Source organism: Kosakonia pseudosacchari, from assembly GCF_015167415.1.
Taxonomy (GTDB): domain Bacteria; phylum Pseudomonadota; class Gammaproteobacteria; order Enterobacterales; family Enterobacteriaceae; genus Kosakonia; species Kosakonia pseudosacchari.
Window position 1 is genome coordinate 984,946 of sequence record NZ_CP063425.1, and the last position, 24,899, is coordinate 1,009,844.

21 protein-coding genes and 1 pseudogene are annotated in these 24,899 nt (G+C 56.4%); 17 read left to right on the forward strand and 5 right to left on the reverse strand.

Going from position 1 to position 24,899, the window contains the following annotated elements:
* Positions 1 to 87: 87 nt before the first annotated feature.
* The 10 genes from IP581_RS04515 (at position 88) to IP581_RS04560 (ending at position 11,890) form a co-directional block, all read left to right on the forward strand.
* A complete protein-coding gene (locus IP581_RS04515; protein ID WP_193821845.1) occupies positions 88 to 927 on the forward strand; it encodes a MurR/RpiR family transcriptional regulator in 840 nt (279 codons plus the stop codon).
* A 202-nt stretch (positions 928 to 1,129) separates the two neighbouring features.
* On the forward strand, positions 1,130 to 2,368 hold the full coding sequence (locus tag IP581_RS04520) for a pyridoxal-phosphate-dependent aminotransferase family protein (protein WP_086873164.1): 1,239 nt from the start codon (positions 1,130 to 1,132) through the stop codon (positions 2,366 to 2,368).
* Positions 2,368 to 3,618: an allantoate amidohydrolase gene (gene hpxK / locus IP581_RS04525; protein ID WP_193821846.1), complete on the forward strand. Its 1,251-nt coding sequence runs from the start codon at positions 2,368 to 2,370 to the stop codon at positions 3,616 to 3,618. The genes IP581_RS04520 and hpxK overlap by 1 nt, the downstream gene beginning before the upstream one ends.
* 503 nt (positions 3,619 to 4,121) lie before the next feature.
* Positions 4,122 to 4,838, forward strand: coding sequence for a FadR/GntR family transcriptional regulator (locus IP581_RS04530; protein ID WP_193821847.1), 717 nt, complete (start codon positions 4,122 to 4,124; stop codon positions 4,836 to 4,838).
* On the forward strand, positions 4,835 to 5,848 hold the full coding sequence (locus tag IP581_RS04535; protein WP_193821848.1) for an ABC transporter ATP-binding protein: 1,014 nt from the start codon (positions 4,835 to 4,837) through the stop codon (positions 5,846 to 5,848). Before IP581_RS04530 ends, IP581_RS04535 begins: the two co-directional genes overlap by 4 nt.
* Positions 5,845 to 6,912 carry an ABC transporter ATP-binding protein gene (locus IP581_RS04540; protein WP_193821849.1) on the forward strand — a complete coding sequence of 356 codons (1,068 nt, stop codon included), beginning with the start codon at positions 5,845 to 5,847 and terminating at the stop codon, positions 6,910 to 6,912. The genes IP581_RS04535 and IP581_RS04540 overlap by 4 nt, the downstream gene beginning before the upstream one ends.
* Positions 6,913 to 6,923: 11 nt before the next feature.
* On the forward strand, positions 6,924 to 8,438 hold the full coding sequence (locus tag IP581_RS04545; protein WP_176519701.1) for an ABC transporter substrate-binding protein: 1,515 nt from the start codon (positions 6,924 to 6,926) through the stop codon (positions 8,436 to 8,438).
* Positions 8,439 to 8,459: 21 nt separating this feature from the next.
* Positions 8,460 to 9,404 (forward strand): ABC transporter permease, encoded by a 945-nt coding sequence (locus IP581_RS04550; protein ID WP_086873169.1) that lies wholly within the window; start codon positions 8,460 to 8,462, stop codon positions 9,402 to 9,404.
* Positions 9,404 to 10,279 carry an ABC transporter permease gene (locus IP581_RS04555; protein WP_193821850.1) on the forward strand — a complete coding sequence of 292 codons (876 nt, stop codon included), beginning with the start codon at positions 9,404 to 9,406 and terminating at the stop codon, positions 10,277 to 10,279. Before IP581_RS04550 ends, IP581_RS04555 begins: the two co-directional genes overlap by 1 nt.
* Positions 10,280 to 10,288: 9 nt before the next feature.
* Positions 10,289 to 11,890 carry a gamma-glutamyltransferase family protein gene (locus tag IP581_RS04560; protein ID WP_086873171.1) on the forward strand — a complete coding sequence of 534 codons (1,602 nt, stop codon included), beginning with the start codon at positions 10,289 to 10,291 and terminating at the stop codon, positions 11,888 to 11,890.
* A 35-nt stretch (positions 11,891 to 11,925) separates the two neighbouring features.
* Here the strand turns inward: IP581_RS04560 and IP581_RS04565 are convergent, their stop codons facing one another.
* Together IP581_RS04565 and fadE are read right to left on the reverse strand one after the other, a co-directional pair.
* Positions 11,926 to 12,696 carry an amidohydrolase gene (locus IP581_RS04565; protein WP_086873172.1) on the reverse strand — a complete coding sequence of 257 codons (771 nt, stop codon included), beginning with the start codon at positions 12,694 to 12,696 and terminating at the stop codon, positions 11,926 to 11,928.
* A 112-nt stretch (positions 12,697 to 12,808) separates the two neighbouring features.
* Positions 12,809 to 15,256: an acyl-CoA dehydrogenase FadE gene (fadE, locus tag IP581_RS04570; RefSeq protein WP_193821851.1), complete on the reverse strand. Its 2,448-nt coding sequence runs from the start codon at positions 15,254 to 15,256 to the stop codon at positions 12,809 to 12,811.
* 236 nt (positions 15,257 to 15,492) lie between these two features.
* On the opposite strand from fadE, the gene lpcA reads away from it, so the two are divergent.
* Positions 15,493 to 16,074, forward strand: a complete 582-nt coding sequence (gene lpcA, locus IP581_RS04575) for a D-sedoheptulose 7-phosphate isomerase (protein ID WP_017458774.1) — start codon at positions 15,493 to 15,495, stop codon at positions 16,072 to 16,074.
* Positions 16,075 to 16,199: 125 nt separating this feature from the next.
* Positions 16,200 to 16,967 (forward strand): class II glutamine amidotransferase, encoded by a 768-nt coding sequence (locus IP581_RS04580; protein WP_045513248.1) that lies wholly within the window; start codon positions 16,200 to 16,202, stop codon positions 16,965 to 16,967.
* Here the strand turns inward: IP581_RS04580 and dpaA are convergent.
* Entirely contained in the window at positions 16,938 to 17,675 is a 738-nt protein-coding gene (gene dpaA, locus IP581_RS04585) for a peptidoglycan meso-diaminopimelic acid protein amidase (protein ID WP_086873174.1), read from the reverse strand. The genes IP581_RS04580 and dpaA overlap by 30 nt on opposite strands.
* A gap of 349 nt (positions 17,676 to 18,024) precedes the next feature.
* Here dpaA and dinB point away from each other — a divergent pair, with 349 nt between their 5' ends.
* Positions 18,025 to 19,080, forward strand: a complete 1,056-nt coding sequence (gene dinB, locus IP581_RS04590; RefSeq protein WP_086873175.1) for a DNA polymerase IV — start codon at positions 18,025 to 18,027, stop codon at positions 19,078 to 19,080.
* A gap of 196 nt (positions 19,081 to 19,276) precedes the next feature.
* Positions 19,277 to 19,440 (forward strand): annotated as a pseudogene (prfH, locus tag IP581_RS24030) (peptide chain release factor H); the annotation flags it as partial.
* A gap of 42 nt (positions 19,441 to 19,482) precedes the next feature.
* Here prfH and pepD read toward each other — a convergent pair.
* Positions 19,483 to 20,940, reverse strand: coding sequence for a cytosol nonspecific dipeptidase (gene pepD / locus IP581_RS04595; RefSeq protein WP_193821852.1), 1,458 nt, complete (start codon positions 20,938 to 20,940; stop codon positions 19,483 to 19,485).
* Between the two features lie 261 nt (positions 20,941 to 21,201).
* Between pepD and gpt the strand changes: the two genes are divergently transcribed.
* The 3 genes from gpt (at position 21,202) to crl (ending at position 23,469) form a co-directional block, all read left to right on the forward strand.
* Positions 21,202 to 21,660: a xanthine phosphoribosyltransferase gene (gene gpt / locus IP581_RS04600; protein WP_003863205.1), complete on the forward strand. Its 459-nt coding sequence runs from the start codon at positions 21,202 to 21,204 to the stop codon at positions 21,658 to 21,660.
* Between the two features lie 108 nt (positions 21,661 to 21,768).
* Positions 21,769 to 23,013 (forward strand): esterase FrsA, encoded by a 1,245-nt coding sequence (gene frsA, locus IP581_RS04605; RefSeq protein WP_193821853.1) that lies wholly within the window; start codon positions 21,769 to 21,771, stop codon positions 23,011 to 23,013.
* Between the two features lie 57 nt (positions 23,014 to 23,070).
* A complete protein-coding gene (crl, locus tag IP581_RS04610) occupies positions 23,071 to 23,469 on the forward strand; it encodes a sigma factor-binding protein Crl (RefSeq protein WP_097401363.1) in 399 nt (132 codons plus the stop codon).
* Between the two features lie 140 nt (positions 23,470 to 23,609).
* Here crl and phoE read toward each other — a convergent pair whose 3' ends face one another.
* Positions 23,610 to 24,710: a phosphoporin PhoE gene (phoE, locus tag IP581_RS04615; protein ID WP_193821854.1), complete on the reverse strand. Its 1,101-nt coding sequence runs from the start codon at positions 24,708 to 24,710 to the stop codon at positions 23,610 to 23,612.
* Positions 24,711 to 24,899 lie beyond the last annotated feature (189 nt).

Genomic DNA, 24,899 nt, shown 5'->3' on the forward strand with positions numbered 1-24,899 from the left:
CAGAACACTAAGCAAGAGCTGTTCCAGATTGACGACAGGCGTTTCACTGTGTCAGCTTAGCCTGAAACAAAAGTTGCAGGAGAAGCTATGCAGCAGCTGGATGAGCGTTTACGGGCGAGCTTTGGCGAGCTTTCCCCACAGGAACAACGGGTTGCATCGTTTATTATCGATCATTTCGACGATCTGGTGAGCTACAACAGCGCCGAACTGGCGCGCCTGAGCGGGGTATCGAAAGCGACCGTCAGCCGCTTGTTTAAACGGCTGGGCTACGATCGTTTCAAAGAGATGCGCGATGAACTGCGCACGCTGCGCCAGAGCGGTATGCCGCTGACCGAAAACCGCGACGCGGTGCAGGGCAACACCCTGCTGGCACGCCATTACAAGCAGGAGATGGCGAACCTGACGCTGTGGGTCAATACGCTGGATGCCGGGCAATTCGCCGACATCGTCACCGCCCTCACCACGGCGAAGCGGGTTTTTATTTTAGGTCTGCGTAACAGCGCGCCGGTGGCGCTACATCTGCGCCAGCAACTGCTGCAAAGCCGTGGCCAGGTGCTATTGATGCCGCAGCCGGGGCAGACGCTGGCGGAAGAAGTGGTTGATATCACACCGCAGGATATGGTGGTGGTGGTGGCCTTTCGCCGCCGCCCGCGCGTGGTGCGCCCGCTGCTCGACGCGCTGCATCAGCAGGGCATTCCGTTACTGGCGATCAGTGAGCCGCAGGCGGCCAGCATTAAACCGCTGTGCCGCTGGCACATTGGTTTGCCGCTGGAGAGCGTCTCCGCATTCGACAGCTACAGCAGCGCCATGAGCCTGGTTAATTTGCTCTCCAATGCCGTGCTGCACACCGCGCTGAGCGAAGGGCGCCAGCGTATTCACCACATCGCCTCCCTGTATGACGAGCTGGACGAACTTGAGCACCGTTAATGCACCATAACGGTGCTTTTGCACCATCCTGATGGGTTATGACGGGGCGTTCAGCGCGCCGTTTTCTTTTGGTTTTGTGCGTGAAATAGCGATTACTCAGCGCTGGTGTCGTTTTTTTGCCTGTGGCACATTAGTTGCAGAAATTAATTCAAAGAATCTTTTGTTTCATATCTTAGGCTGTCGCAGACTAAAGGACGCGCCCATGTTTGATTTCCAGCAGTTCCCGCAAATTAATCCGCCTTCGCGCCTGTTGATGGGGCCGGGGCCAATCAACGCCGACCCGCGTGTGCTGCGGGCAATGGCGAGCCAGTTGGTAGGGCAATACGATCCGGTAATGACCGGCTACATGAATGAAGTGATGGCACTCTACCGCGAGGTGTTTCGCACTGAAAACCGCTGGACGATGCTGGTGGATGGCACCTCGCGCGCGGGTATCGAGGCGATCCTCGTTTCCGCCATACGTCCTGGTGATAAGGTGCTGGTGCCGGTGTTTGGCCGTTTTGGTCATCTGCTGTGTGAAATTGCCCGCCGCTGCCGCGCTGAAGTCCACACCATTGAGGTGCCGTGGGGCGAGGTGTTTAGCCCGGATCAGATTGAAGACGCCATCGTTCGCATCAAGCCGCGCCTGCTGTTAACGGTACACGGCGATACTTCGACCACCATGCTGCAACCGCTGGATCAATTAGGTGAAATTTGCCGCCGCCATGATGTGCTGTTTTATACCGATGCCACCGCCTCGCTCGGCGGCAACCCGTTAGAAACCGATGCATGGGGATTAGATGCCGTTTCCGCCGGGTTGCAGAAGTGCCTTGGCGGCCCGTCCGGTAGTTCGCCCATCACTCTCAGCCCGCGCATGGAAGCTGCAGTGCGGGCGCGCAAATGTGTAGAACAAGGCATTCGCACCGAGGCGCATCAGGACGGCGCGGAGGAGATGATCTACTCCAACTATTTTGATCTCGGCATGGTGATGGATTACTGGGGGCCGGAACGTCTGAACCATCATACGGAAGCGACCAGCATGCTGTTCGCCGCCCGCGAATGCGCGCGCATTATGCTCGAAGAGGGCATGGATAAGCTGATTGCGCGCCACGAACTGCACGGGCGTGCAATGCTGGCAGGTATCCAGGGGATGGGGCTGGCGGTGTTTGGCGATATTCAGCACAAGATGAACAACGTCCTCGGCGTGCAAATCCCGCGGGAAGTACATGGCGAAGAGGTGCGTAAACGTCTGCTGGATGATTTCCATATTGAAATCGGCACCTCGTTCGGTCCACTGCAGGGTAAGATCTGGCGCATCGGCACCATGGGTTATAACGCGCGCAAAGATTGTGTCCTGCAAACGCTGACGGCGCTGGAAGCGGTGTTGAACCGACTGGGTTTTCGCACCGTTCAGGGAGCAGGCATGCAGGCGGCATGGGACATTTACGAAGGAGTCAGTTAATGATGACACCTTTCGATGCCGCGCAAGCCGCCAGCCGGGTTATGCAGCGTTGTGATGCGCTGGCGCAAATCAGCGAAACGCCGGGCCAGCTCACCCGGGTGTATCTCTCGCCCGAGCATTTGCAGGCAAATGCGCTGGTCGCCGGGTGGATGCAGCAGGCGGGGATGCGTACCTGGCAGGATGCGGTCGGCAATATTTTTGGCCGTTACGAGGGTATCGATGCGGGGGCGCAGGCGCTGCTGCTCGGTTCGCATCTTGATACCGTACGCGATGCCGGGCGTTACGACGGTATGCTTGGCGTGCTGGCGGCGATTGAAGTCGTTGATGGCCTGAATCGGGCCAACCTGCGCGGCAGACAAGCGATCGAGATTGTTGGTTTCGCCGACGAAGAGGGGACGCGGTTTAATATTGCGCTGCTTGGCAGCCGTGGGCTGACCGGTAGCTGGCCGCAAACGTGGCTGGCCTGTGAAGATGGGCAGGGCATCAGCGTGGCGCAGGCGCTGGAACAGGCCGGCCTGGATGCCGCGCAGATTGCTACGGCGCAGCGCCCGGTCGAGGATTTTTCTGCTTACCTGGAGCTGCATATTGAACAGGGGCCGGTGCTGGAACAAGCGGATCTGGCGCTCGGCGTGGTCACCGCCATCAACGGTGCGCGGCGGCTTAGCTGCCGTTTTACCGGGGAGGCCGGGCACGCCGGTACGGTGCCGATGCGTCATCGCCGGGATGCGCTGGCGGCCGCCGCCGAATGGATACAGATTATCGAACAGGCCACGATAGATGCCGGACCGGAAATGGTCGCAACCGTTGGCACATTACAATGCGAGCCCGGTGCGGTAAATGTGATCCCCGGTGCTGTTGGGCTTACGCTGGATATCCGTAGCCCGCAGGATGATAAACGCGAAGCGTTGCTCAATCACTTGCTGGAGGAAGCCAACCGCATCGCCCGGCAACGCAGGCTTGAGTTCCGCCACGACATTTTTTACACCATCGCCGCCACGCCGTGCGATATGCCACTGCGTGAAGAGCTGGCCGATGTGGTTCACACCGTACAGGGGAAGGTGTTATCGCTGCCGAGTGGGGCAGGGCATGATGCTATCGCCATTGCGGAACGCTGGCCATCGGCCATGCTGTTTGTGCGTTGCTATAAAGGCATCAGCCATCACCCGGCGGAAAGTGTGGCCTGTAGCGACGTAGCCCAGGCGCTTCGCGCCCTGAGCCTTGCGGTAGGGCGGCTGATTCACGCCGAGTAGCGTCAAGCTGTTACCACCGTTTCAGCGTGCGGTTGTCGGGGAGCGCACGACACTATCCGGCACCCTGCTCTGTTCGGGCATACCGGAGCAGTGGCCGCCGGGATAGTGAATTCGCTATGCTGAGAACTGGCCATGTGTGCAGGTGCGGCAGGTTTTGTGTGTTTCTCTCTTCGACGTAGTGATGGAGGAGGTCTCCTTTCGCCTCCTCATCACTACGTCCCTGTCGCATTCAGGTATTTCCCTCTTTGGTTCCTTTCTTCCCTTTTAGTGCATGGTTTGCACGCTAATTGTGCATTTCATCGCCTGCATCCCCTGGTGTCTGTGAAGTCCTCTGTGTTAGCCCAAAAATAAACATTAATAAATCAAAGTATTAACAAAAATTTATCGAACCAATGCCGTATTGGTTCGCGAATTGCTTAGTAAATAACGAGGCATACAGACGGTATAAGTATTAACTGTCTGTAATTAAATAAAAAGATAACGCGAAACGCGGATGAACCAATATGGAAAAACCGTCACGCTATCTGGCAAATTCCAGTACGGCGCTTGAACAACTTCGTGGGCTGATTCACCAGCACGAGTCAACACCAGGGGCTCCTCTGCCCACGGAACGTGAACTGGCGGAGAACTTAGGCGTCGGGCGACGCGAAGTGCGTCGCGCGCTGGACGTGCTGGAAGAAGAAGGGCGGATCTGGCGTAAACAGGGCAAAGGTACCTTTATTGGCCCTGCGGCACCGGTTTCGCCTCTTGCACTACAGGGACTGGTGCAACAAACCAATATGCTGGAAGTGATGGAAGCGCGTCTGCAAATTGAGCCCGGTCTTGCGCGGCTGGCGGCACTTCGCGCCAGCCCGGAAAATCTGGCGCTGATGCAGCGTATGCTGGAACGCATCGACAACGTTAATCCGGATGATCCGGATCTGAATGAGCTGTGGGACAGCGCTTTTCACCGGGCTATCGCCGAGGCGGCAGGAAACCGTCTGATGCTCGGTCTTTTTGACACGCTTGACGCGGTGCGGCGCGAACCTGCCTGGCACCATCTGCGTGAACTGGCGCGAACGCCAGCGAAAGTGGATCGCTACAACGATCATCATCATCGCATCATGATCGCCATTCGCCAGCGCCAGCCGCATGAGGCGGCGACGGCGATGCGCGAACATTTGCTCGACCTGCAACATGCGCTGATCCAGGCCATTCATCTTGAGGACGATACCCCATGACGACGATCCCGTTTACAGAGGCTGCGCCGGTGCTGCGTCTGCATAACCTGGAAGTGCAGTTTGCTGGCAGTCCGGTGAGCGTGCTGGACAGGATTTCGCTCTCTGTCAAAAGTGGAGAAACGCTGGCGCTGGTTGGCGAATCCGGCTGCGGCAAAAGCATTACCTCGCTGGCCTTGATGGGGCTGCTGCCCGCCAGCGCGCAGATCCTTGGCGGTGAGATGCAGTTTCGCGGGCGTAACTTGCGCCAACTCTCCCCGCGCGAATATGCCGATCTGCGTGGCAATGAACTGGCGATGATTTTCCAGGAGCCGATGACCTCGCTCAACCCGGCGTTTACGCTTGGCGACCAGCTCAGCGAAGCGGTGATGCGCCACCAAAACGTGTCGGCGAACGCGGCGCACGAGGCGGCGCTCCGCATCCTGGAAAAAGTGCAGATCCCGGCCGCGGAGATGCGTCTGAAAGCCTATCCACACCAGCTTTCCGGCGGCATGCGCCAGCGGGTGATGATTGCGATGGCACTCATCAACAAGCCGCGTCTGTTAATTGCCGACGAACCGACAACCGCGCTGGATGTGACGATTCAGGCGCAGATCCTCGCACTGCTTAACATCCTGAAAGCGGAAACCGGCACGGCGGTATTGATGATCACCCACGATCTCGGTGTGGTGGCGGAAGTGGCGCAGCAGGTGGCGGTGATGTACGCCGGACAAGTAGTGGAGCAGGGCAGTGTGGAGGCGATTTTTGCTGACCCGCAGCACCCGTACACCATTGGTCTGATGGGATCTATCCCTTCGCTGGGGGCGCGTAAAGGGCAACTGTCGACCATTCCTGGCGCAGTGCCGTTGCCAGAAGCGATGCCGCAAGGCTGCCGTTTCGCCACCCGTTGCCCGTTTGCCCGGACACGCTGCCATCAGGAAAAACCGCCGCTGCTGCCGCAAGGGCGCGGCCATCAGGTCGCCTGTTTTCGTGTTCCCCTTGAACAGCATATTGCACTGGGAGAAACCGCATGAGCACGCCGATACTTGAAGCTTTTGATCTGAGTAAACGCTTTGCCGGGCCAACCCGCTTGTTCGCGCCAAAACGTTATGTCACGGCGGTGGATCGTATTTCCCTGGCGGTTTACCCCGGCGAAACGCTGGCGATTGTGGGGGAATCCGGTTCAGGAAAATCGACGCTGGGCCGCCTGCTACTGCGTTTGTTAACGGCCTCTGAAGGGCGCGTTTACTACCAGGGGGAGGAGATCACCCATGCCAGCGGGGCGCGATTAAACCAGCTTCGGCGCGAGCTGCAAATTATCTTTCAGGATCCGTTTGCCTCGCTCAACCCGCGTATGACGGTAGAGCAGATTGTTGGTGAGCCGCTGTGGTTGCACCAGAAGATGGGAAAAGCAGAACGTCAGGCGCGAGTGGCGGAACTGCTCGGTACTGTCGGCCTGCCTGCGGCCTGGGCGCGACGCTATCCGCATGAGTTTTCCGGCGGCCAGCGCCAGCGCATTGGCATTGCCCGCGCGCTGGCTTCCGGGCCGAAATTGCTGCTGGGCGATGAACCCGTTTCCGCGCTCGATGTGTCGGTGCAGGCGCAGGTGGTCAACCTGCTGGAGACGCTGAAACAGCAGCTTGGTTTAACCATGATTATCGTCGCGCACGGGCTGGCGGTGATCCGTCATATGAGCGACCGTGTGGCGGTGATGTACCTTGGGCAAATCGTGGAAATGGCAACGGTGGATGAGATCTTCGATGCCCCGCTGCACCCCTACACCCAGGCGCTGATTGCGTCTGCACCGCAACCGCAACCCGGCATTGTGCGCGAAACACCGCTGTTGCAGGGCGATTTGCCCAACCCCGCAAGCCCGCCGCAGGGCTGCCGTTTTCATACCCGCTGCCCGTTTGCGACAGACGAGTGCCAGCAACGTGAGCCCATCACTCAGGTGCTCGAAGGTGGCCGTCAGGTCTCGTGTCATCGCTGGCAGGAGATTAACCGCGACCGCAGCGTGATTCAGATTGCTCCCCCCTCAGCCGCGTTCTTGCGCCGTCGCGCGCTGTTTGAACACGCGGCCTCTCACTCCTCCCCTTAAAGGAAACAATAATGATGATGCGAAATTCGCTTTTGACCGTTCTGGGAAGTGTCATGTTGCTGGGCGCGGCGCTGCCTGCCCAGGCTGAAAGTGTGCTGCGCGTGGGTCTTGGCGCGGATCCGGATATGCTCGATCCGCACCTGGCGCGTACTTATTATGGCCGTTTTGTCTTCGCTTCTCTGTGCGACCGGTTGGTGGACGTGGATGAAAACCTGAAAGTGGTGCCAGGGCTGGCGAAGGCCTGGTCATGGAGCGACGATGGCAAAACCCTGACCATGGATCTGCGTGAGGGCGTGACCTTCCACGATGGCGAGAAGTTTGACGCCTCAGCGGCGAAATTCAGCCTCGATCGCGCGCTGACGCTGCCGGGTTCGCTGCGAAAAAGTGAAATCTCCTCTATTGAGTCCGTGGAGGTCAGCGGGCCGATGCAAATTAAGCTGCATTTGAAAACGCCGGACTCAGCGTTGCTGATGCAGTTAACCGATCGCGCTGGCGCGATGCTGGCGCCGGAGGCGGCGAAAAAGCCGGACTTTGCCGCGCATCCGGTGTGTTCCGGCCCGTATAAATTCGACAGCCGCGTCTCGCAGGACCGCATTGTGTTGTCGCGTTTTGATAACTACTGGAACAAAGGCGCGTACCACTTCGACAAAGTGATCTATTTGCCGATCCCGGATGCCTCCGTGCGACTGGCGAACCTGCGTGCGGGCGATCTCGATCTGACTGAAGGTATTGCCGCCAGCGATGTGAAAACCGTAGAGGCCGACAGCAAACTGCAACTGGCGAAAGTGACGGGGCTTGGGTATCAGGGCATCACGTTTAATATCAATAACGGCAAAGTCCCGGCTAACGATCCGTTCAAAGATGCGCGCGTGCGTGAGGCTTTCTCGCTGGCGATTGATCGCGAGGCGCTCAACCAGGTGGTCTTCGAGGGGTTATACGCCCCGGCGAATCAGGCGTTTTCACCGGTTAGCCCCTATCACGTGAAGCTGCCTGTTGCGCCGCGTGATGTGGAAAAAGCCAAAGCGCTGCTGCAAGCGGCAGGGGTGAAGACGCCGATCACCGTCTCACTGCTGGTGCCGAACAACCCGACGTCACAGCAAGTGGGCCAGGTGTTGCAGGCGATGACCGCCGAAGCCGGTTTTAATGTCAATCTGCAAATGACCGAGTTCGCCACGCTGCTCGACAGACAGCAAAACGGCGATTTCCAGCTCAGCTACTCCGGCTGGTCTGGTCGCCCCGATCCCGATGGCAGCATCTTCGGTTTCATTAATAGCAAAGGAACGCTCAACGATGGTCGCTACAGCAACCCGCAGGTGGATGAGTGGCTGACGCAGGCGCGTTTGCACAACGATCCGGCAACCCGTCAGGGGCTCTATGAGAAGGTGGTGAAGCAGTTGCAAACGGATATGCCGATTGCCTACCTCTACTTTGAGCCGCGCCTGTTTGGGCTGAACAAAAAAGTGCAGGGCTTTAAACCTTACCCGGACGGCATTGTGCGTCTGGCGGGTCTGTCGCTTGCCAACTAAACGGCATCGCCTGGAGAAACCATGCTGGAATTGATTTGCAAACGCCTGCTGCTCGCCGTTCCGACCTTGCTGCTGGTCAGCATGATGGTGTTCGGTTTGCAAAAGTTGCTACCCGGCGATCCGCTCACGGCGATGCTGGGCGAGGAGCGCGATCCGGCGGTCATCGCCCAGTTGCGCGCGGAGCTGAACCTGGATGCGCCGATCCCGGTGCAATATTTTCACTGGCTAACCCGTGCGTTGCAGGGCGATCTTGGCGTCTCGTTGCGTACGCAGGAACCGGTAACGCACCTGATTGCCACCAAGCTGCCGGTGACGCTTGAGATGTCGCTGCTGGCGATGGTGATTGCGCTGCTGTTTGGCATCAGCATGGGCATTCTGGCGGCGGTGAACAAGAATAGCTGGATCGACCACGGCGCTAATTTTGTCGCGATATCCGGCATTTCGGTGCCGCACTTCTGGCTGGGGATCCTGCTGATCCTCATCTTTTCCGTCAATCTGCAATGGCTGCCGGCGTCTGGTTTTGTGCCCTTTAGCGAAGATCCCTTGCAGAACTTGCGCACGTTGTTGTTGCCCGCGCTGGTGCTGGGAACAGGGCTGGCGGCGACGTTAATGCGCCATACTCGCGCGTCGATGATTGCGGTGCTGAAAGCGGATTATATTCGTACCGCACGCGCCAAAGGGTTACTGCCAAAAGCGGTGATCATGAAGCATGCGTTTCGTAATGCGCTGGTACCCGTGATCACCCTGACCACGCTGTTGTTTGGCGAGCTGCTGGGCGGCGCGGTGCTGACGGAGCAGGTGTTTACCATTCCCGGTTTCGGCAAGATGATTGTCGATTCGGTGTTCAACCGCGACTACGCGGTGGTGCAGGGTGTGGTGCTGGTGGTGGCGATTGGTTTTCTCGCCCTGAACCTGCTGGCAGATGTGCTGTATGTGTTAATCAACCCGAAAATGCGGAGCGAATAATGGCCGAACTCTCCACCACCAGCGTGGCGGCATCGCTGCCGCGTACGGAAAACCGGGTACTGAAAAAATTCCTCGCTAACCGTAGTGCGGTGATTGGCGCGGTGATTGTCGGCGTGTTTGTGCTGATTGCGCTGCTCGCGCCGTGGATCGCGCCGTTTGATCCGGTCAAAGCGAACTTTCTGGCAGTACGCAAACCCCCGTCGGAGCTTTACTGGTTCGGCACCGATGAGTTGGGGCGCGATATTCTCTCGCGCATGATTTGGGGAGCGCGCACTTCACTGCTGGCGGGCTGCGTGTCGGTGGTGATCGCCGTAGTGATTGGCGTACCGCTCGGTTTGCTGGCAGGTTACTTCCATGGCGTCTGGGACGGTGTGATTTCCCGCGTTATCGAAGCGCTGCTCGCCTGTCCGTTTCTGATTATGGCCATTGCACTGGGCGCGTTTCTTGGCCCCAGCCTGACCAATGCGATGATCGCCATTGGCTTGTCGGCGATGCCGATCTTTGCCCGCCTGACGCGCGGCCAGGTGATCGCGATTCGCAACGAAGAGTATATCGACGGCGCGCGGGCGATTGGTCTGCCTGATCGCTGGATCATCCTGCGTTACGTGCTGCCGAATGTGATGTCGCCGATCCTCGTGCAGGCCACGCTGGCGATCGCTTCGGCGATCATTACCGAAGCGAGCCTGTCGTTTCTCGGCCTTGGCCAGCAGCCTCCCTATCCGTCGTGGGGCGCAATGCTGAACACCGCGAAGGGCTTTCTGGAACAGGCTCCCTGGATGTCTATTTTCCCCGGTGTAACCATTTTTCTGACCGTGCAGGGTTTTAATTTACTCGGCGACGGGCTGCGCGACGCGCTCGATCCGCGCCACGACTAAGGAGTTCTGATGACCAAAGCGATTGATTTCAATGTAAATTATGCCTCGCATCGCGCGCCGATGATGGGCCGCAACGCGGTAGCCACCTCACAGCCGCTGGCGGCACAAGCCGGGATGCGGATGCTCGCGCTCGGTGGTAACGCGGTGGATGCGGCGATTGCCACCGCGATGGCGCTCACCGTTGTCGAACCGACCGGTTGCGGGATCGGCAGCGATGCCTTCGCCATTGTCTGGGATGGCAAGGAACTGCACGGCCTGAACGCTTCCGGGCGTTCGCCCGCAAGCTGGCATGCGGATATGTTCGCAGGTAAAGCAGCCGTGCCGGAACTGGGCTGGGATGCCGTCACCGTGCCGGGCGCGGTATCCGGTTGGGTGGCGCTGGCACAACGCTTTGCCACCCTACCGCTGACCACGCTGGCGCAACCGGCTATTGAGTATGCACGCCACGGTTTTCCCGTCTCGCCGCTGATTGGTCACTTGTGGCAACGCGGCTATAACAAACTTAAAGATCAGCCGGGCTTTAGCGCCTGCTTTGCGCCGGAAGGGCGAGCGCCGAAACCCGGCGAAATTTTCCGCAACCCGGCGCAGGCGCGCACGCTGGAGCTGATTGCCCAGACCAATGGCGAGGCGTTTTATCGCGGAGAATTGGCGCAGAAGATTGCCGCCTTCGCCAGAGAGCACGGTGCGCACCTGAGCGAGGCTGACCTGGCGAATCACAAAGCCGATTGGGTCACGTTGTTGTCGCGTGAGTTCGCCGGCGGTTCTGTGCAAGAGTTACCGCCAAACGGGCAGGGTATCGCCACGCTGATTGCGCTCGGCATTCTTGAGCAGTGCGATATTGGCCGTTATCACCCGGACTCGGTGCAATCGCTGCATCTGGCGATTGAAGCCATGAAGCTGGCGCTGGCCGATCTTGACCGCTATGTTGCCGATGACGCACACCTGGAGTTTGCCGCAGAATTGCTGCTCAGTGACGACTATCTGCAGTCGCGTGCGGCGCTGATCGACCCGGATAACGCGTCTGATTTTGTCTATGGCGCCCCGACGCAAAGCGGCACGGTTTACCTCTCTACCGCCGATGCCAGCGGCATGATGGTGTCGTTTATTCAGTCCAACTTTATGGGTTTTGGCTCCGGCGTTGTGGTACCGGACACCGGCATTAGCCTGCAAAATCGGGGCTGCGGCTTTGTGCTTGATCCCAAACACCCGAACGCGCTGGCGGGCAGCAAGCGTCCGTTCCACACCATTATTCCCGGTTTTGCGATGGGCGCTGACGGTAAACCGCTGATGTCGTTTGGCGTAATGGGCGGGCCGATGCAGGCGCAGGGGCATTTGCAGATGGCGCTGCGCATAATGCTGCATGGACAGAACCCGCAGGCGGCGATTGACGCGCCGCGCTGGCGAGTGATTCAGGGGCGCGAAGTGGCGCTGGAGTCAAGTTTCGATCGCAACGTGATTGCGGCGCTGCGCGAGCGCGGGCATGTGATAACGGTGGAAGATCCGCTGGCGGGCTATAACTTTGGTGGTGCGCAGGTCATTTACCGCATGCCGGAAGGCCACTATGTGGCGGCGACAGAGAGCCGCAAAGACGGGCAAGCGTTGGTGAGTTGATAAATCCCCTCTTCCGACAGGGAGAGGGGATCGCATTATCCCAGCGTAAAGGGATCGGCATCCTGCCAGGCCGGAAACTTCTCGCGGTATTCCCGCAACGCGCTGAGTGACAATTCGGCGTCAATGCGCGTGGCCAGGTGTGGCTCGGCGGTGGCGATGATTTCGCCCTGCGGGCTGATAACCCGGCTGTCGCCACGATAGTGATGCCCGTTGCCATCGGTGCCAACGCGGTTGCAGCCCGCCACCCAGGCGAGGTTTTCAATCGCGCGGGCCACCAGCAGAGATTGCCAGTGCAGCGAGCGCGGCGCGGGCCAGTTGGCAACATAGAGCAGCAGATCGTAATCATTGCGGTTGCGCGACCACACCGGAAAGCGCAGGTCATAACAGACTAGCGGCAGAATGCGCCAGCCGCGCCACTCAAACACCACGCGCTCGTTACCCGCTTCGTAGTGGTGGTGCTCATCGGCCATGCGGAACAGATGGCGTTTATCGTAGAAGTGCACCTTGCCTTGCGGTTCGACCAGCAAAAAGCGGTTCACCGGGCCGCGATCGGTTTGCAGCGCGGCGCTACCGGCGACCAGCGCATTGGTCTGGCGCGCTTTGCTCTGCATCCAGGCGATGACCTCATCTTGCGGCATGGATTGTTTCGCCGCCTCCATGGCAAAACCGGTGGTGAACATTTCCGGTAGCACAATCACATCACGCCCGGTGACGTCTTCTAACTGGATATCGAAATGGCGCAGGTTAGCGGGGCCATCCATCCAGACTAACGGTTGTTGTAACAGCGTAATTTTTAAACCAGGCACAATAGCAACTCCCCGTAAGACAGCATCTGCACACTGTAGCATGAGGATAAATAAAAAAACCCGCATGATGCGGGTTTCGATAAGAGGAGAGGGTTTTCAGCCGCTTAGTCCGTTATGCGGCTTCCGGTTTGCGCGTCTTTTCCGGCGTTTTGACCACCGGCTGAGTCGCCAGTGCCTCCGGTTCAAAGTCGTCAACGTTGATACTGCGCAGACGGCTGGCTTCGGCTTTATTAAGCAGATTCGCTTCATCCTGGTTGATCAACCCGCTTGCCAGCGCCTGCTGAGCCAGTACGTCCAGACGGGTGAACGGCAGGTTTTTGCCCAGCTCTTTACAGATGCGCTGGTGAATCGGATCGGCGGCCATCACATCTACCAGCGCCTCTTCCAGCAGGCCGACCGGGTTATGCTCGCTCGGCGTCAGGTACTGGCCACGACCAATACGCGAACGCGTTGCGCTCGGGGTTTGCAGGATCTTCGCTATTTTGTGATCCAGTTTGTCGGACGGCGCGCGGTAGTGACGACCGGTCGGGAAAATCACCAGGCTCAGCATGCCTGCGACAAAGCGGTTCGGGAAGTTCTCCAGCAAGTCATGCATCGCCTGTTCCGCCTGGTAGAGCGCATCCTGCACGCCCCAGTGCACCAGCGGCAGATCCGCTTCCTGACGGCCTTCGTCGTCATAGCGTTTCAGCACCGCCGAGGCGAGATAGAGCTGGCTTAACACATCGCCGAGACGTGCCGAGATGCGCTCGCGGCGTTTCAGGCTGCCGCCAAGCACCGCCATGGACACGTCCGAGAGCAGCGCGAGGTTGGCGCTCACACGGTTCAGATGCTGATAGTAACGTTTCGTGGCGTCACGGGTCGGCGTGGCGCTGGTTAAACCGCGTGTCAGGCCGAGCCAGAGGCTGCGCATTTCATTGCTGCCGACGTGGCCGATATGTTTGAACAGCAGTTTGTCAAAAGCGTCCAGATCGTTATTCTGCGCGGCAGCCATCTCTTCCAGCACGTACGGATGGCAGCGGATTGCGCCCTGGCCGAAGATCATCATGGTACGGGTCAGGATATTCGCGCCTTCAACGGTAATGGCGATCGGCGCACCCTGGTAGCTACGCGCCAGGAAGTTGCTCTCGCCAAGCATGATGCCTTTACCGCCGGCAATATCCATTGCATCAATGATTGACTGCTGACCACGGTGGGTACAGTGATACTTAACGATGGCCGAAAGCACCGCCGGTTTTTCACCCAGCATAATGCCGTAGGTCACCAGCGATGCGGCTGCATCCATGGCGTAGGCGTTACCGCCAATGCGCGCCAGCGGCTCTTCGATGCCTTCCATTTTACCAATCGATACTTTGAACTGGCGGCGGATATGAGCGTACGCGCCGATCCCCATCGCGACGGATTTGACGCCACCGGTGGAGTTGGACGGCAGTGTAATACCGCGACCTACCGACAGACATTCCACCAGCATACGCCAGCCCTGACCGGCCATTTTCGGCCCGCCAATAATGTAATCAATCGGCACAAAGATATCGTCGCCACGGGTCGGGCCGTTCTGGAACGGCACGTTCAGCGGGAAGTGACGGCGACCAATTTCCACGCCCGGCGTAGACGTTGGGATCAGCGCACAGGTAATGCCTAATTCTTCCTCGCCGCCCAGCAGTTTATCCGGGTCGGAGAGTTTGAACGCCAGGCCCAGCACCGTCGCGATTGGCGCGAGCGTAATGTAGCGTTTGTTCCAGGTCAGGCGCATACCGAGCACCTGCTCGCCCTGCCAGTCGCCCATGCAGACGATGCCGGTGTCCGGAATGGCGCCTGCATCGGAGCCCGCTTCCGGGCTGGTCAGCGCGAAGCAGGGGATTTCCACCCCGCGCGCCAGGCGCGGCAGGTAGTGATCTTTTTGTTCCTGGGTACCGTAGTGTTGCAGCAGTTCGCCCGGGCCTAAGGAGTTCGGTACGCCGACGGTGATTGCCAGAATACCGGAGACACCCGCGAGTTTTTGCAGTACGCGGGATTGGGCATAAGCAGAGAATTCCAGCCCGCCGTACTCTTTTTTGATGATCATCGCAAAGAAGCGGTGCTCTTTTAAGAACGCCCACAGTTCCGGCGGCAGATCGGCCATTTCGTGGGTGATTTGGAAGTCATTCGCCATGCGACAGGCTTCTTCCACCGGGCCGTCGAGAAACGCCTGCTCTTCGGCAGTCAGACGCGGCTGCGGATAGTTGTGCAGTTTTTTCCAGTCCGGGTTACCGCGAAACAGATCGCCTTCCCACCAGGTTGTCCCGGCGTCGATGGCCTCTTTTTCGGTACGCGACATTGGCGGCATCACTTTACGGAAACCACGAAATACCGGTGCGGAAATCAACGCTTTACGCATCGGCGGCAGGTTAAACGGCACCAGAATAATCGCGAGCGGCACCAGCAGCCAGATAGACCACAGGCCAGCAACGCCCAGCGCGGCGGTCCACGCCAGCAGGATCACGCTGCTGAGCAGCAGGTTAACGCGGTGGTAAAACAGCGCGCCGAGCAGAACAACCGTTGCGATAATGCTCAAAATCATCATAAAGAAAAGCTCCCTTGCTTGTAGGAGGTCTGACCACTTGTGATGTATTGGTTGTAGTGGATGTGATTTCTTTTAGCAATGTGTTTACAAAATAATTACAACCTGGTTCACATTGTTGAGGGCTTTTTGCGCACGGAAAATGAAAACAACGGGGGGCTACGGCTTTAACTTCTCGCCTGGAATAGTATCCGGTACACTGCGCAGTGTTATTTACATTTATGCTGAAGGATATCCTCATGTACCAGGATCTTATTCGTAACGAACTGAACGAAGCGGCCGAAACGCTGGCGAACTTCTTGAAAGATGATGCCAATATTCACGCTATTCAGCGCGCGGCGGTATTGCTGGCCGACAGCTTTAAAGCCGGCGGCAAAGTGTTGTCCTGTGGTAACGGCGGCTCGCATTGCGATGCGATGCATTTCGCAGAAGAGTTAACCGGGCGCTACCGTGAAAACCGTCCGGGTTACCCGGCGATTGCCATCTCTGATGTGAGCCATCTCTCCTGCGTCAGCAACGACTTCGGTTACGACTATGTTTTCTCCCGTTATGTGGAAGCCGTTGGCCGCGAAGGCGACGTGCTGCTGGGTATCTCCACTTCCGGCAACTCCGGCAACGTGATCAAAGCGGTTGCGGCAGCGCGTGAGAAGGGGATGAAAGTGATCACCCTGACCGGTAAAGACGGCGGTAAAATGGCGGGCAGCGCAGATGTTGAAATTCGCGTGCCGCATTTTGGTTATGCTGACCGTATTCAGGAAATTCACATTAAGGTGATTCATATCCTGATTCAGTTGATTGAAAAAGAGATGGTGAAGGCTTAAGGAAGGCTGTTTTTGCCTTTTTGATTCCGGCAGTGCCCGAACACAGTGAATCGGCGCACTGCCCGTATGCAAACTGGCTGCACCAATTACGCCTTCTCTGATAAGGGCGCTGTGTGGGGGTGTGTATGTGCGAACTGCTCGGTATGAGCGCAAATGTGCCAACCGATATCTGCTTTAGTTTTACCGGTCTCGTCCAGCGTGGCGGCGGAACCGGGCCGCATAAAGATGGCTGGGGCATTACCTTTTACGAGGGCAAGGGCTGTCGCACGTTCAAAGATCCGCAACCGAGTTTTAATTCCCCTATTGCGAAATTAGTGCAGGACTACCCGATCAAATCCCGTTCAGTGATTGCCCATATTCGCCAGGCTAACCGTGGCGAAGTGGCGCTGGAAAATACCCATCCGTTTACCCGTGAACTGTGGGGGCGCAACTGGACGTATGCGCACAACGGGCAGCTTACGGGTTATAAATCGCTGGAGACCGGGAACTTCCGCCCGATTGGCGAGACCGACAGCGAAAAAGCGTTTTGCTGGTTGTTGCACAAGCTGACCGAACGCTATCCGCGCACGCCAGGTAATATGGCGGCGGTGTTTAAATACATTGCGGCACTGGCAACGGAACTGCGTGAGAAGGGTGTTTTTAATATGCTGCTGTCGGACGGGCGTTATGTGATGGCGTTTTGTTCGACCAATCTGTTCTGGATCACCCGCCGTGCGCCATTTGGCGTGGCGAAGTTGCTGGATCAGGATGTGGAAATTGATTTTCAGCGGGAAACCACACCAAATGATGTGGTTACCGTGATTGCCACCCAGCCGTTAACCGGCAATGAAACCTGGCAAAAGATTATGCCAGGTGAGTGGGCATTATTTTGTCTGGGGGAGCGTGTAGTTTGACGCCAGCTGTGGCTGAACAGCGGTGTTCAGCGGCTTGCTAACCACATAGCGACCATCCACAACCGAGACAACCGGCGGCTGGTGGGTGGTGGCGAAGTAGTCATAACCCGGCTTCAGTTGCTTCCAGAAATCCGCATAGGTTGAATATTTATGGCGCTGCATATTGGCGTCGGTCATGCGGAACGGATAGATACTCACCTGCACGTTCGGCTGCCCGAAAACCAGCGCGGCGGTAACAAACTGGAAGATCTCGTCAATACCGGAATCCGTCATCGCGTAGCAGCCAATAGATACGCAAGCGCCATGGATCATCAGGTATTTACCTTCATAGCCGTGGGCGCGATCGTAGTTATTCGGAAACCCAATATTAATGGCTTTATAAAAGCGGCTATCCGGCTTCAACTGGTTGCGCTGCACGGAGTAGAACCCCTCCGGGCTTTTAAAATCACCCTGGCGCTGCTTGGGGCCTAACCCGCCGGAGTAATTACAAATCTTGTAGCTGTCGAGCAACTGGTATTGCTCGCCCATCTTGACGTAAAGATCAAGGGTGCGCTCTTCTTTGAAGATCTGGATATAAACCGGCGACCCCATCAACTGCTGCTTATATTCTTTGCTGACCGGCGTTACTGAACCGTTGCTGCTCACCAGGCCAGCAAAAGAGACGCACGGAAGCAGAAGCATCGCAATAAATAATGCGATTTTGCGCATACTACTTGTTTCCTTGATAAAGCTAATACCACATTGCCAGGACGGCAAAAGAAGCCCAAAATTCAGACTATTCTGTTTTGGAGCGCCCACATTAGCATTACGGCATTTTTTCGCAAGCCCCAATCTACGTCGTCTTTCCCGCTGCCTTGTTATGGGCTTTGCTTTTGTCTGGCGCGAATAAGATTGAGGATTATGTATCAAACGCTTGGCCGAAAGCTGGCGACTATTATGCGAGTAAAAAGCCTGAATTACCGCTTATATTCCCCTCTTTTCGTCAGATTTACGTGCTGGCTTCTCAATTGCTGTAAATGTGCTGTATACTTATCCAGTGTTCTGTGAGGGCGTACGTATGCGCAAAATCATACATGTTGATATGGACTGCTTTTTCGCGGCGGTTGAGATGCGCGATAACCCAGCCCTGCGCGATATTCCCATCGCTATCGGCGGCAGCCGGGTACAACGCGGCGTCATCAGCACAGCGAACTATCCGGCGCGCAAATTTGGCGTTCGCAGCGCGATGCCAACCGCGATGGCGCTTAAACTTTGTCCGCACCTCACGTTATTGCCCGGTCGTTTTGACGCTTATAAAGAGGCGTCCAACCAGATCCGCGATATCTTCTCTCGCTACACCTCACTTATTGAACCGCTCTCGCTGGATGAAGCCTATCTTGATGTGACCGATAGCCCGCACTGCCACGGTTCGGCGACGCTGATGGCGCAGGAAATTCGCCAGACCATTTTTAATGAAACCCAACTGACGGCTTCAGCGGGCGTCGCGCCGGTGAAGTTTCTCGCCAAAATTGCCTCGGATCTCAACAAACCCAATGGGCAATATGTGATTACTCCGGCTGATGTACCGGCGTTTCTGCGCACATTACCGCTCAGCAAAATCCCCGGTGTGGGGAAGGTGTCAGCGGCAAAGCTGGAAACCCTGGGGCTGCGGACTTGTGAAGATGTGCAAAAGAGCGATCTGGCGATGCTACTTAAACGCTTTGGTAAATTCGGCCGTGTTTTATGGGAGCGCAGCCAGGGCATTGACGAGCGGGAAATTAACAGCGAGCGGTTGCGTAAATCCGTGGGTGTAGAGCGGACGCTGGCGGAAGATATTCATAGCTGGGAAGAGTGCGAAGCGATTATTGAACATTTATACCCTGAGCTTGAGCGGCGGTTGGCAAAAGTAAAACCGGATCTGTTAATCGCTCGCCAGGGGGTAAAACTGAAATTTAATGATTTCCAGCTGACGACTCAGGAGCATGTCTGGCCGCGCTTAAATAAAGAGGATTTACTGGCGACGGCGCAAAAAACCTGGAATGACCGCCGTAGCGGGCGCGGTGTCCGGCTGGTCGGGTTGCATGTCACGCTGCTTGATCCGCAACTGGAACGGCAACTGGTATTAGGGCTATAAAAATTACGCTACGGATAGACGACACGCTGCTTTATCCCCGACGTTTATTTCACGTTACTGCAAAAGCATTTCACCGTACCCTGATGTCTCTTTGTCGTTCCTATAACCCCGGTTTCGTCTGCCGGTCCCTTTTATTTGTTCATATATAAAAGGAGATACGGGCAATTCTCTTTGCCATCTCGCTTCGGAAAATATTTCTACTAAACGGCTGGCAACCTTGCTGATTGCTCATCGTCTGCAACAAATAAAGGATGCTGAACGCGTGACGCTGAAATTAGAACGTCGATTGTTTCACCCGCAGATTGAACGGGGAGAAACCCGCTGCGCGCGTTTAAAGGGATGGCATTTAAGGCAGTGTAGAGTCGGGGAAAATGTCCGCGCCGGGCGGCGCGGACAACAGGCTTATTTCGCCGGAATCGCTTTCAGCAATTCGGTCAGCAGGGTCCAGTAATGGCCCACGCTTTCGATATGCACTTGCTCATCCGGTGAGTGCGGGCCGGTGATGGTTGGCCCAATCGATACCATATCCATATCCGGGTACGGTTTTTTGAACAGACCGCACTCCAGACCCGCGTGGATCACCTGAATGTTCGGCGTTTTGTTGAACAGACGCTGATAAGTTTCACGCACCAGCGCCATCACCGGTGAACGCGCGTCCGGCTGCCAGCCAGGGTAGCCGCCTTTCGGCGCGGTTTTCGCGCCTGCCAGCGCCCCCAGTGATTCCAGCATGCTCACCACATAATCTTTCCCGCTATCTACCAGCGAGCGGATCAGGCAGATGATCTCGGCGTTGTCATCCTGCAGCGTCACCACACCCACGTTCAGCGAGGTTTCCACCACACCTTTTGCCACGTCAGAGTTACGGATCACGCCGTTCGGTGTCGCGTTCAGCAGGCGCACAAACGTATCGCGTGAGGCGGTGGTCAGCGCGGCTTTATCGCTGCTTGCGCTGTCCAGCAGCACCACCAGATTCTTCTCTTTCGCTTCCAGCTCGTTTTTCAGGATTGCCTGATATTCGCTGGCCAGCGTTTTCAACTGTGCGGCTTTATCTGCCGGAACGGCGATAACAGCAATCGCTTCGCGCGGAATCGCGTTACGCAGCGTGCCGCCGGTGAAATCCAGCAGACGCAGATCCAGCTCCGCCGCGTGGCCGGCCAGGAAGCGCGCCAGCAGTTTGTTGGCGTTACCTAAACCGACATGAATTTCGGCACCAGAGTGGCCGCCTTTCAGCCCTTTCAGCGTCAGCTTAAAGGTTTCATACCCGGCGGGTACGGCTTCGCGGGAGAGCGGCAGGGTGGTGATAAAATCGATACCACCTGCGCAACCCATGTAGATTTCACCCTCTTCTTCAGAGTCGGTGTTGATCAGGATATCTGCTTGTAACCAGTTCGCTTGCAGACCAAACGCGCCATCCATGCCCGCTTCTTCGGTCATGGTCAGCAGCACTTCCAGTGGACCGTGTTCAACGCTGTCATCTGCCAGCACCGCCAGCGCGGAAGCCATGCCGATGCCGTTATCCGCGCCGAGCGTAGTACCGCGCGCTTTAACCCATTCCCCGTCGACATACGGGCGAATCGGATCGGTAGTGAAATCGTGTACTGTGTCGTTATTTTTCTGCGGCACCATATCAAGGTGTGCCTGCAGAACTACCGGCTTGCGGTTTTCCATGCCCGCGGTGGCTGGTTTACGGATCAGAATGTTGCCAACCTGGTCGCGCTCCGCATGCAACCCCTTTTCTTTCGCCCAGCCCATAATGTGTTCGGCGAGTTGTTCTTCATGGTAGGACGGGTGCGGAATAGAACAAATTTTGGCAAAAATATCCCACAGCGGCTGTGGCGATAGGTGAGACAGTTCAGACACGATGAGTCTCCTTACGAAGAGCCTGCGCAACGTACCTTGCAGGTCACAGGGTTAAATAAACGAACATCGCAAGCGATGAGCTTGCGAGATGGCGTTGAGAATACCACTTTATTGCCGCGCTGCGAGCACCAGTGCGCGGAAAAAGCGCCGGTAATGCCGGGTAATACTGGTTTTTAGCGCTTCAGATCTCTATAATCTCGCGCAACCTATTTCCCCCTCGAATAATTTTTAAGCCGTAAAACACAGGCTGGGACACTTCACATGAGCGAAAAATACGTCGTCACCTGGGACATGTTGCAGATTCACGCACGCAAACTGGCCGCCCGATTGATGCCTTCAGAACAGTGGAAAGGCATTATTGCCGTAAGCCGTGGCGGTCTGGTGCCAGGCGCACTGCTGGCGCGTGAACTGGGTATTCGTCATGTGGATACCGTTTGTATCTCCAGCTACGACCACGATAACCAGCGCGAGCTGAAAGTGCTGAAACGCGCGGAAGGCGACGGTGAAGGTTTTATCGTGATTGATGATCTGGTGGACACCGGCGGTACCGCTGTCGCCATCCGTGAAATGTATCCTAAAGCGCATTTCGTCACTATTTTCGCCAAACCGGCAGGTCGCCCGCTGGTTGACGATTACGTGATCGATATTCCGCAGGACACCTGGATTGAGCAGCCGTGGGATATGGGCGTGGTATTTGTGCCGCCAATCAGCGGCCGTTAATCCCGCTTTGAAACATTTGCTCACGCCCGGTTTTGCCGGGCGTTGTTCTTTTTAACGCGCAACAGGTTACAATAACCGCCGGTGATAGATACAGGGAGCCTGCGCGCAATGTCACAGCCCAATCTTAGCGAAACCTTATTCAAACCCCGCTTCAAGCACCCGGAAACTTCCACGCTGGTACGTCGGTTTAATCGTGGCGTGCAATCGCCGGTACTGTCGACTCTCGATGGCAAAAATGTGCCGCACTGGTATCGCATGCTCAACCGGTTGATGTGGGTCTGGCGCGGCGTGGATCCACGAGAGATCCTCGAAGTACAGGCGCGTATTGTCATGTCCCAGGCCGAGCGCACCGACCCGGAGCTGTATGACACGGTAGTAGGTTACCGTAACGGCAACTGGATCTATGAATGGTCCGTGCAGGCCATGTTGTGGCAGCAAAAAGCGATGCAGGAACCCGCGCCGGAGCTCAGTGGCAAACACTGGCTGCATGCGTCCGGTTTGTTCAGCATTGCCGCTTATCCTCATATTAAAGGCGATTCGCTGGCGGAGCAGGCGCAGGCGCTGGCGAACCGCGCGTATGAAGAGGCAGCGCAGCGTCTGCCTGGGGAGATCAAAGAGCTGGAGTTCGCCATTCCCGGCGGCGCGCCTGTCACCGGATTTTTGCATATGCCGCCTGGCAATGGCCCGTTCCCGACGGTATTAATGTGCGGCGGGCTGGATAGCCTGCAAAGCGACTATTACACCCTGTATGAACGCTATTTCGCGCCGCAAGGCATCGCGATGCTGACGCTGGATATGCCGTCGGTTGGTTTCTCTTCGAAGTGGAAACTGACACAGGATTCCAGCCTGCTGCATCAGCATGCGTTGCAAGCGCTGCCGAACATTCCGTGGATCGATCACACGCGGGTGGCGGCGTTTGGTTTTCGCTTTGGCGCGAATGTGGCAGTGCGCCTGGCGTACCTTGAATCTTCGCGCCTGAAAGCGGTGGCTTGTCTTGGGCCGGTAGTGCATGCGCTGTTAAGTGAGCCGCAGCGCCAGGGACGCGTGCCGGAGATGTATCTGGATGTGCTTGCCAGCCGTTTAGGGATGCACGACGCTTCCGACGAGGCGCTGCGCGTGGAGTTGAATCGCTACTCGCTGAAAACTCAGGGTTTGCTCGGCAGACGTTGCCCCACGCCGATGCTTTCCGGTTACTGGCAAAACGATCCCTTCAGCCCGGAGGAGGAGTCGCGTTTAATCACCTCGTCATCTGGTAACGGCAAACTACTGGAGATCCCGTTTAACCCGGTTTATCGAAATTTTGATAAGGCGTTGCAACAAATAACCGGATGGATCAACCATCATTTCCGTTAATAGATTGATAAATTCTATCGGTTTGGTAAAACAGTTGCTTCACAAAAGGAGATCGCAATGACGTTACCGAGTGGACATCCGAGAAGCAGGTTGATTAAAAAGTTTACTGCGCTAGGGCCTTATATCCGCGAAGAGCAATGCGAAGAGAACCGTTTTTTCTTTGATTGCCTGGCAGTTTGCGTGAATGTTAAACCCGCGCCGGAAAAACGAGAGTTCTGGGGCTGGTGGATGGAAATGGAAGCGCAGGAGACACGTTTTACCTACCGTTATCAGTTCGGCCTTTTTGATAAAGAAGGGCAATGGAAGCCCACGGCAATAAAAGATCAGGAAGTGATCGATCGTTTAGAGCACACGCTGCGCGATTTTCATGAACGTGCGAAAACCCTGCTGGCTTCACTTGAGCTGAAGCTGGAACCTGCCGAAAACTTCAAAGAACAGTTGAAGCTCACCGCGTAACTTCCCGCATAAAAAATGCCCGATAGCTTACGCTTATCGGGCCTGGCCGCAGTTTCCCGGCCTTCCACCTGAATCAGGTTAAATAAATGCCCTCTTGCGAGGGCATTCGATATAACGAGGGATATTACAGTTACTGCAACTTAGAACTGGTAAGTCACGCCAACGGCAACAACATCGTCATCAGCCAGACCCAGTTTGTTGTCGTCTTTAAGCTGGTTGATTTTGTAGTCAACCATTGCAGAGAAGTTCTTGTTGAAGTAGTAAGTGGCGCCCACGTCGATGTAGTTAACCAGATCTTCGTCGCCAACCCCTTTTTCCAGGTCTTTGCCTTTAGTCAGGACATAACCCAGAGACGGACGCAGACCGAAGTCGAACTGGTACTGGACAACCGCTTCGAAGTTCTCGGTTTTGTTAGCAAAGCCTGAACCCAGCCCGGTGCTCGCTGCGGCAGAGACTGGCGTCATGTTGTAAGCGACGCCGTACATGGTGGCGATGTAGAGGTTGTTAGCGTCATATTTCGCGCCGGTTGCCCAGGCTTCGGCTTTCTCGCCGCGACCAAACGCTGCGGTGTTCTGCGCGGTGGTACGGTCAGAGTTCGCATACGCACCAATCAGGCTGAACGCGCTACCGCCGAAGTTATAGGAGAGTGAAGTACCCCAGCCGTCTCCGTTCTGTTTGCTAACCGCACGGTTGCTTTCGTTTTTACCCTGGTACTGCAGGGTCATATTCAGGCCATCGATCATGCCAAAGAAGTCGGTATTGCGATAAGTTGCAACGCCAGTGGTACGTTTGGTCATGAAGTCATCGGTACGGGTCATGCCGTCGCCGCCGAATTCCGGGAACATATCCGTTACGGAAGCCACGTCGTACAGCACGCCCAGGTTACGACCGTAGTCGATAGAACCAAAATCTTTGATTTTCAGACCAGCAAACGCCAGACGGGTTTTTTGGCTGGTTGCTGAGTTATTGTTGTTGGTTTCGTCGTTGTTACCAGCAAATTCGGCTTCCCAACGGCCGAAACCGGTCAGCTGATCGTTAATCTGGGTTTCGCCTTTGAAGCCGAAACGCACGTAAGTTTTGTCACCGTCGTTGTTGGTATCGTCACTGAAGTAGTGCATGGCTTTCACTTTGCCGTACACATCCAGTTTGTTGCCGTTCTTGTTATAAACTTCCGCTGCATGAACAGAAGAAGCAGAAGCGACAACGCTCATCACCATTAATGCCAGAGTGCTCTTTTTCATTTTGATTCCTGATTTGACTAACGCGCTAATATTCGCTGGGCATACGCCCCGTGAAAAACAGGAAGGGTTTTAACGCTGTGAAATTAAAGATTTATGACAAATTAAGAATATTTTTAAAAAGTTATGTTTTTTTGTATTTGCCATAAAAGTGTCAAATCCTGCCGCTACGCTTGCTGATCCCGCGCAACA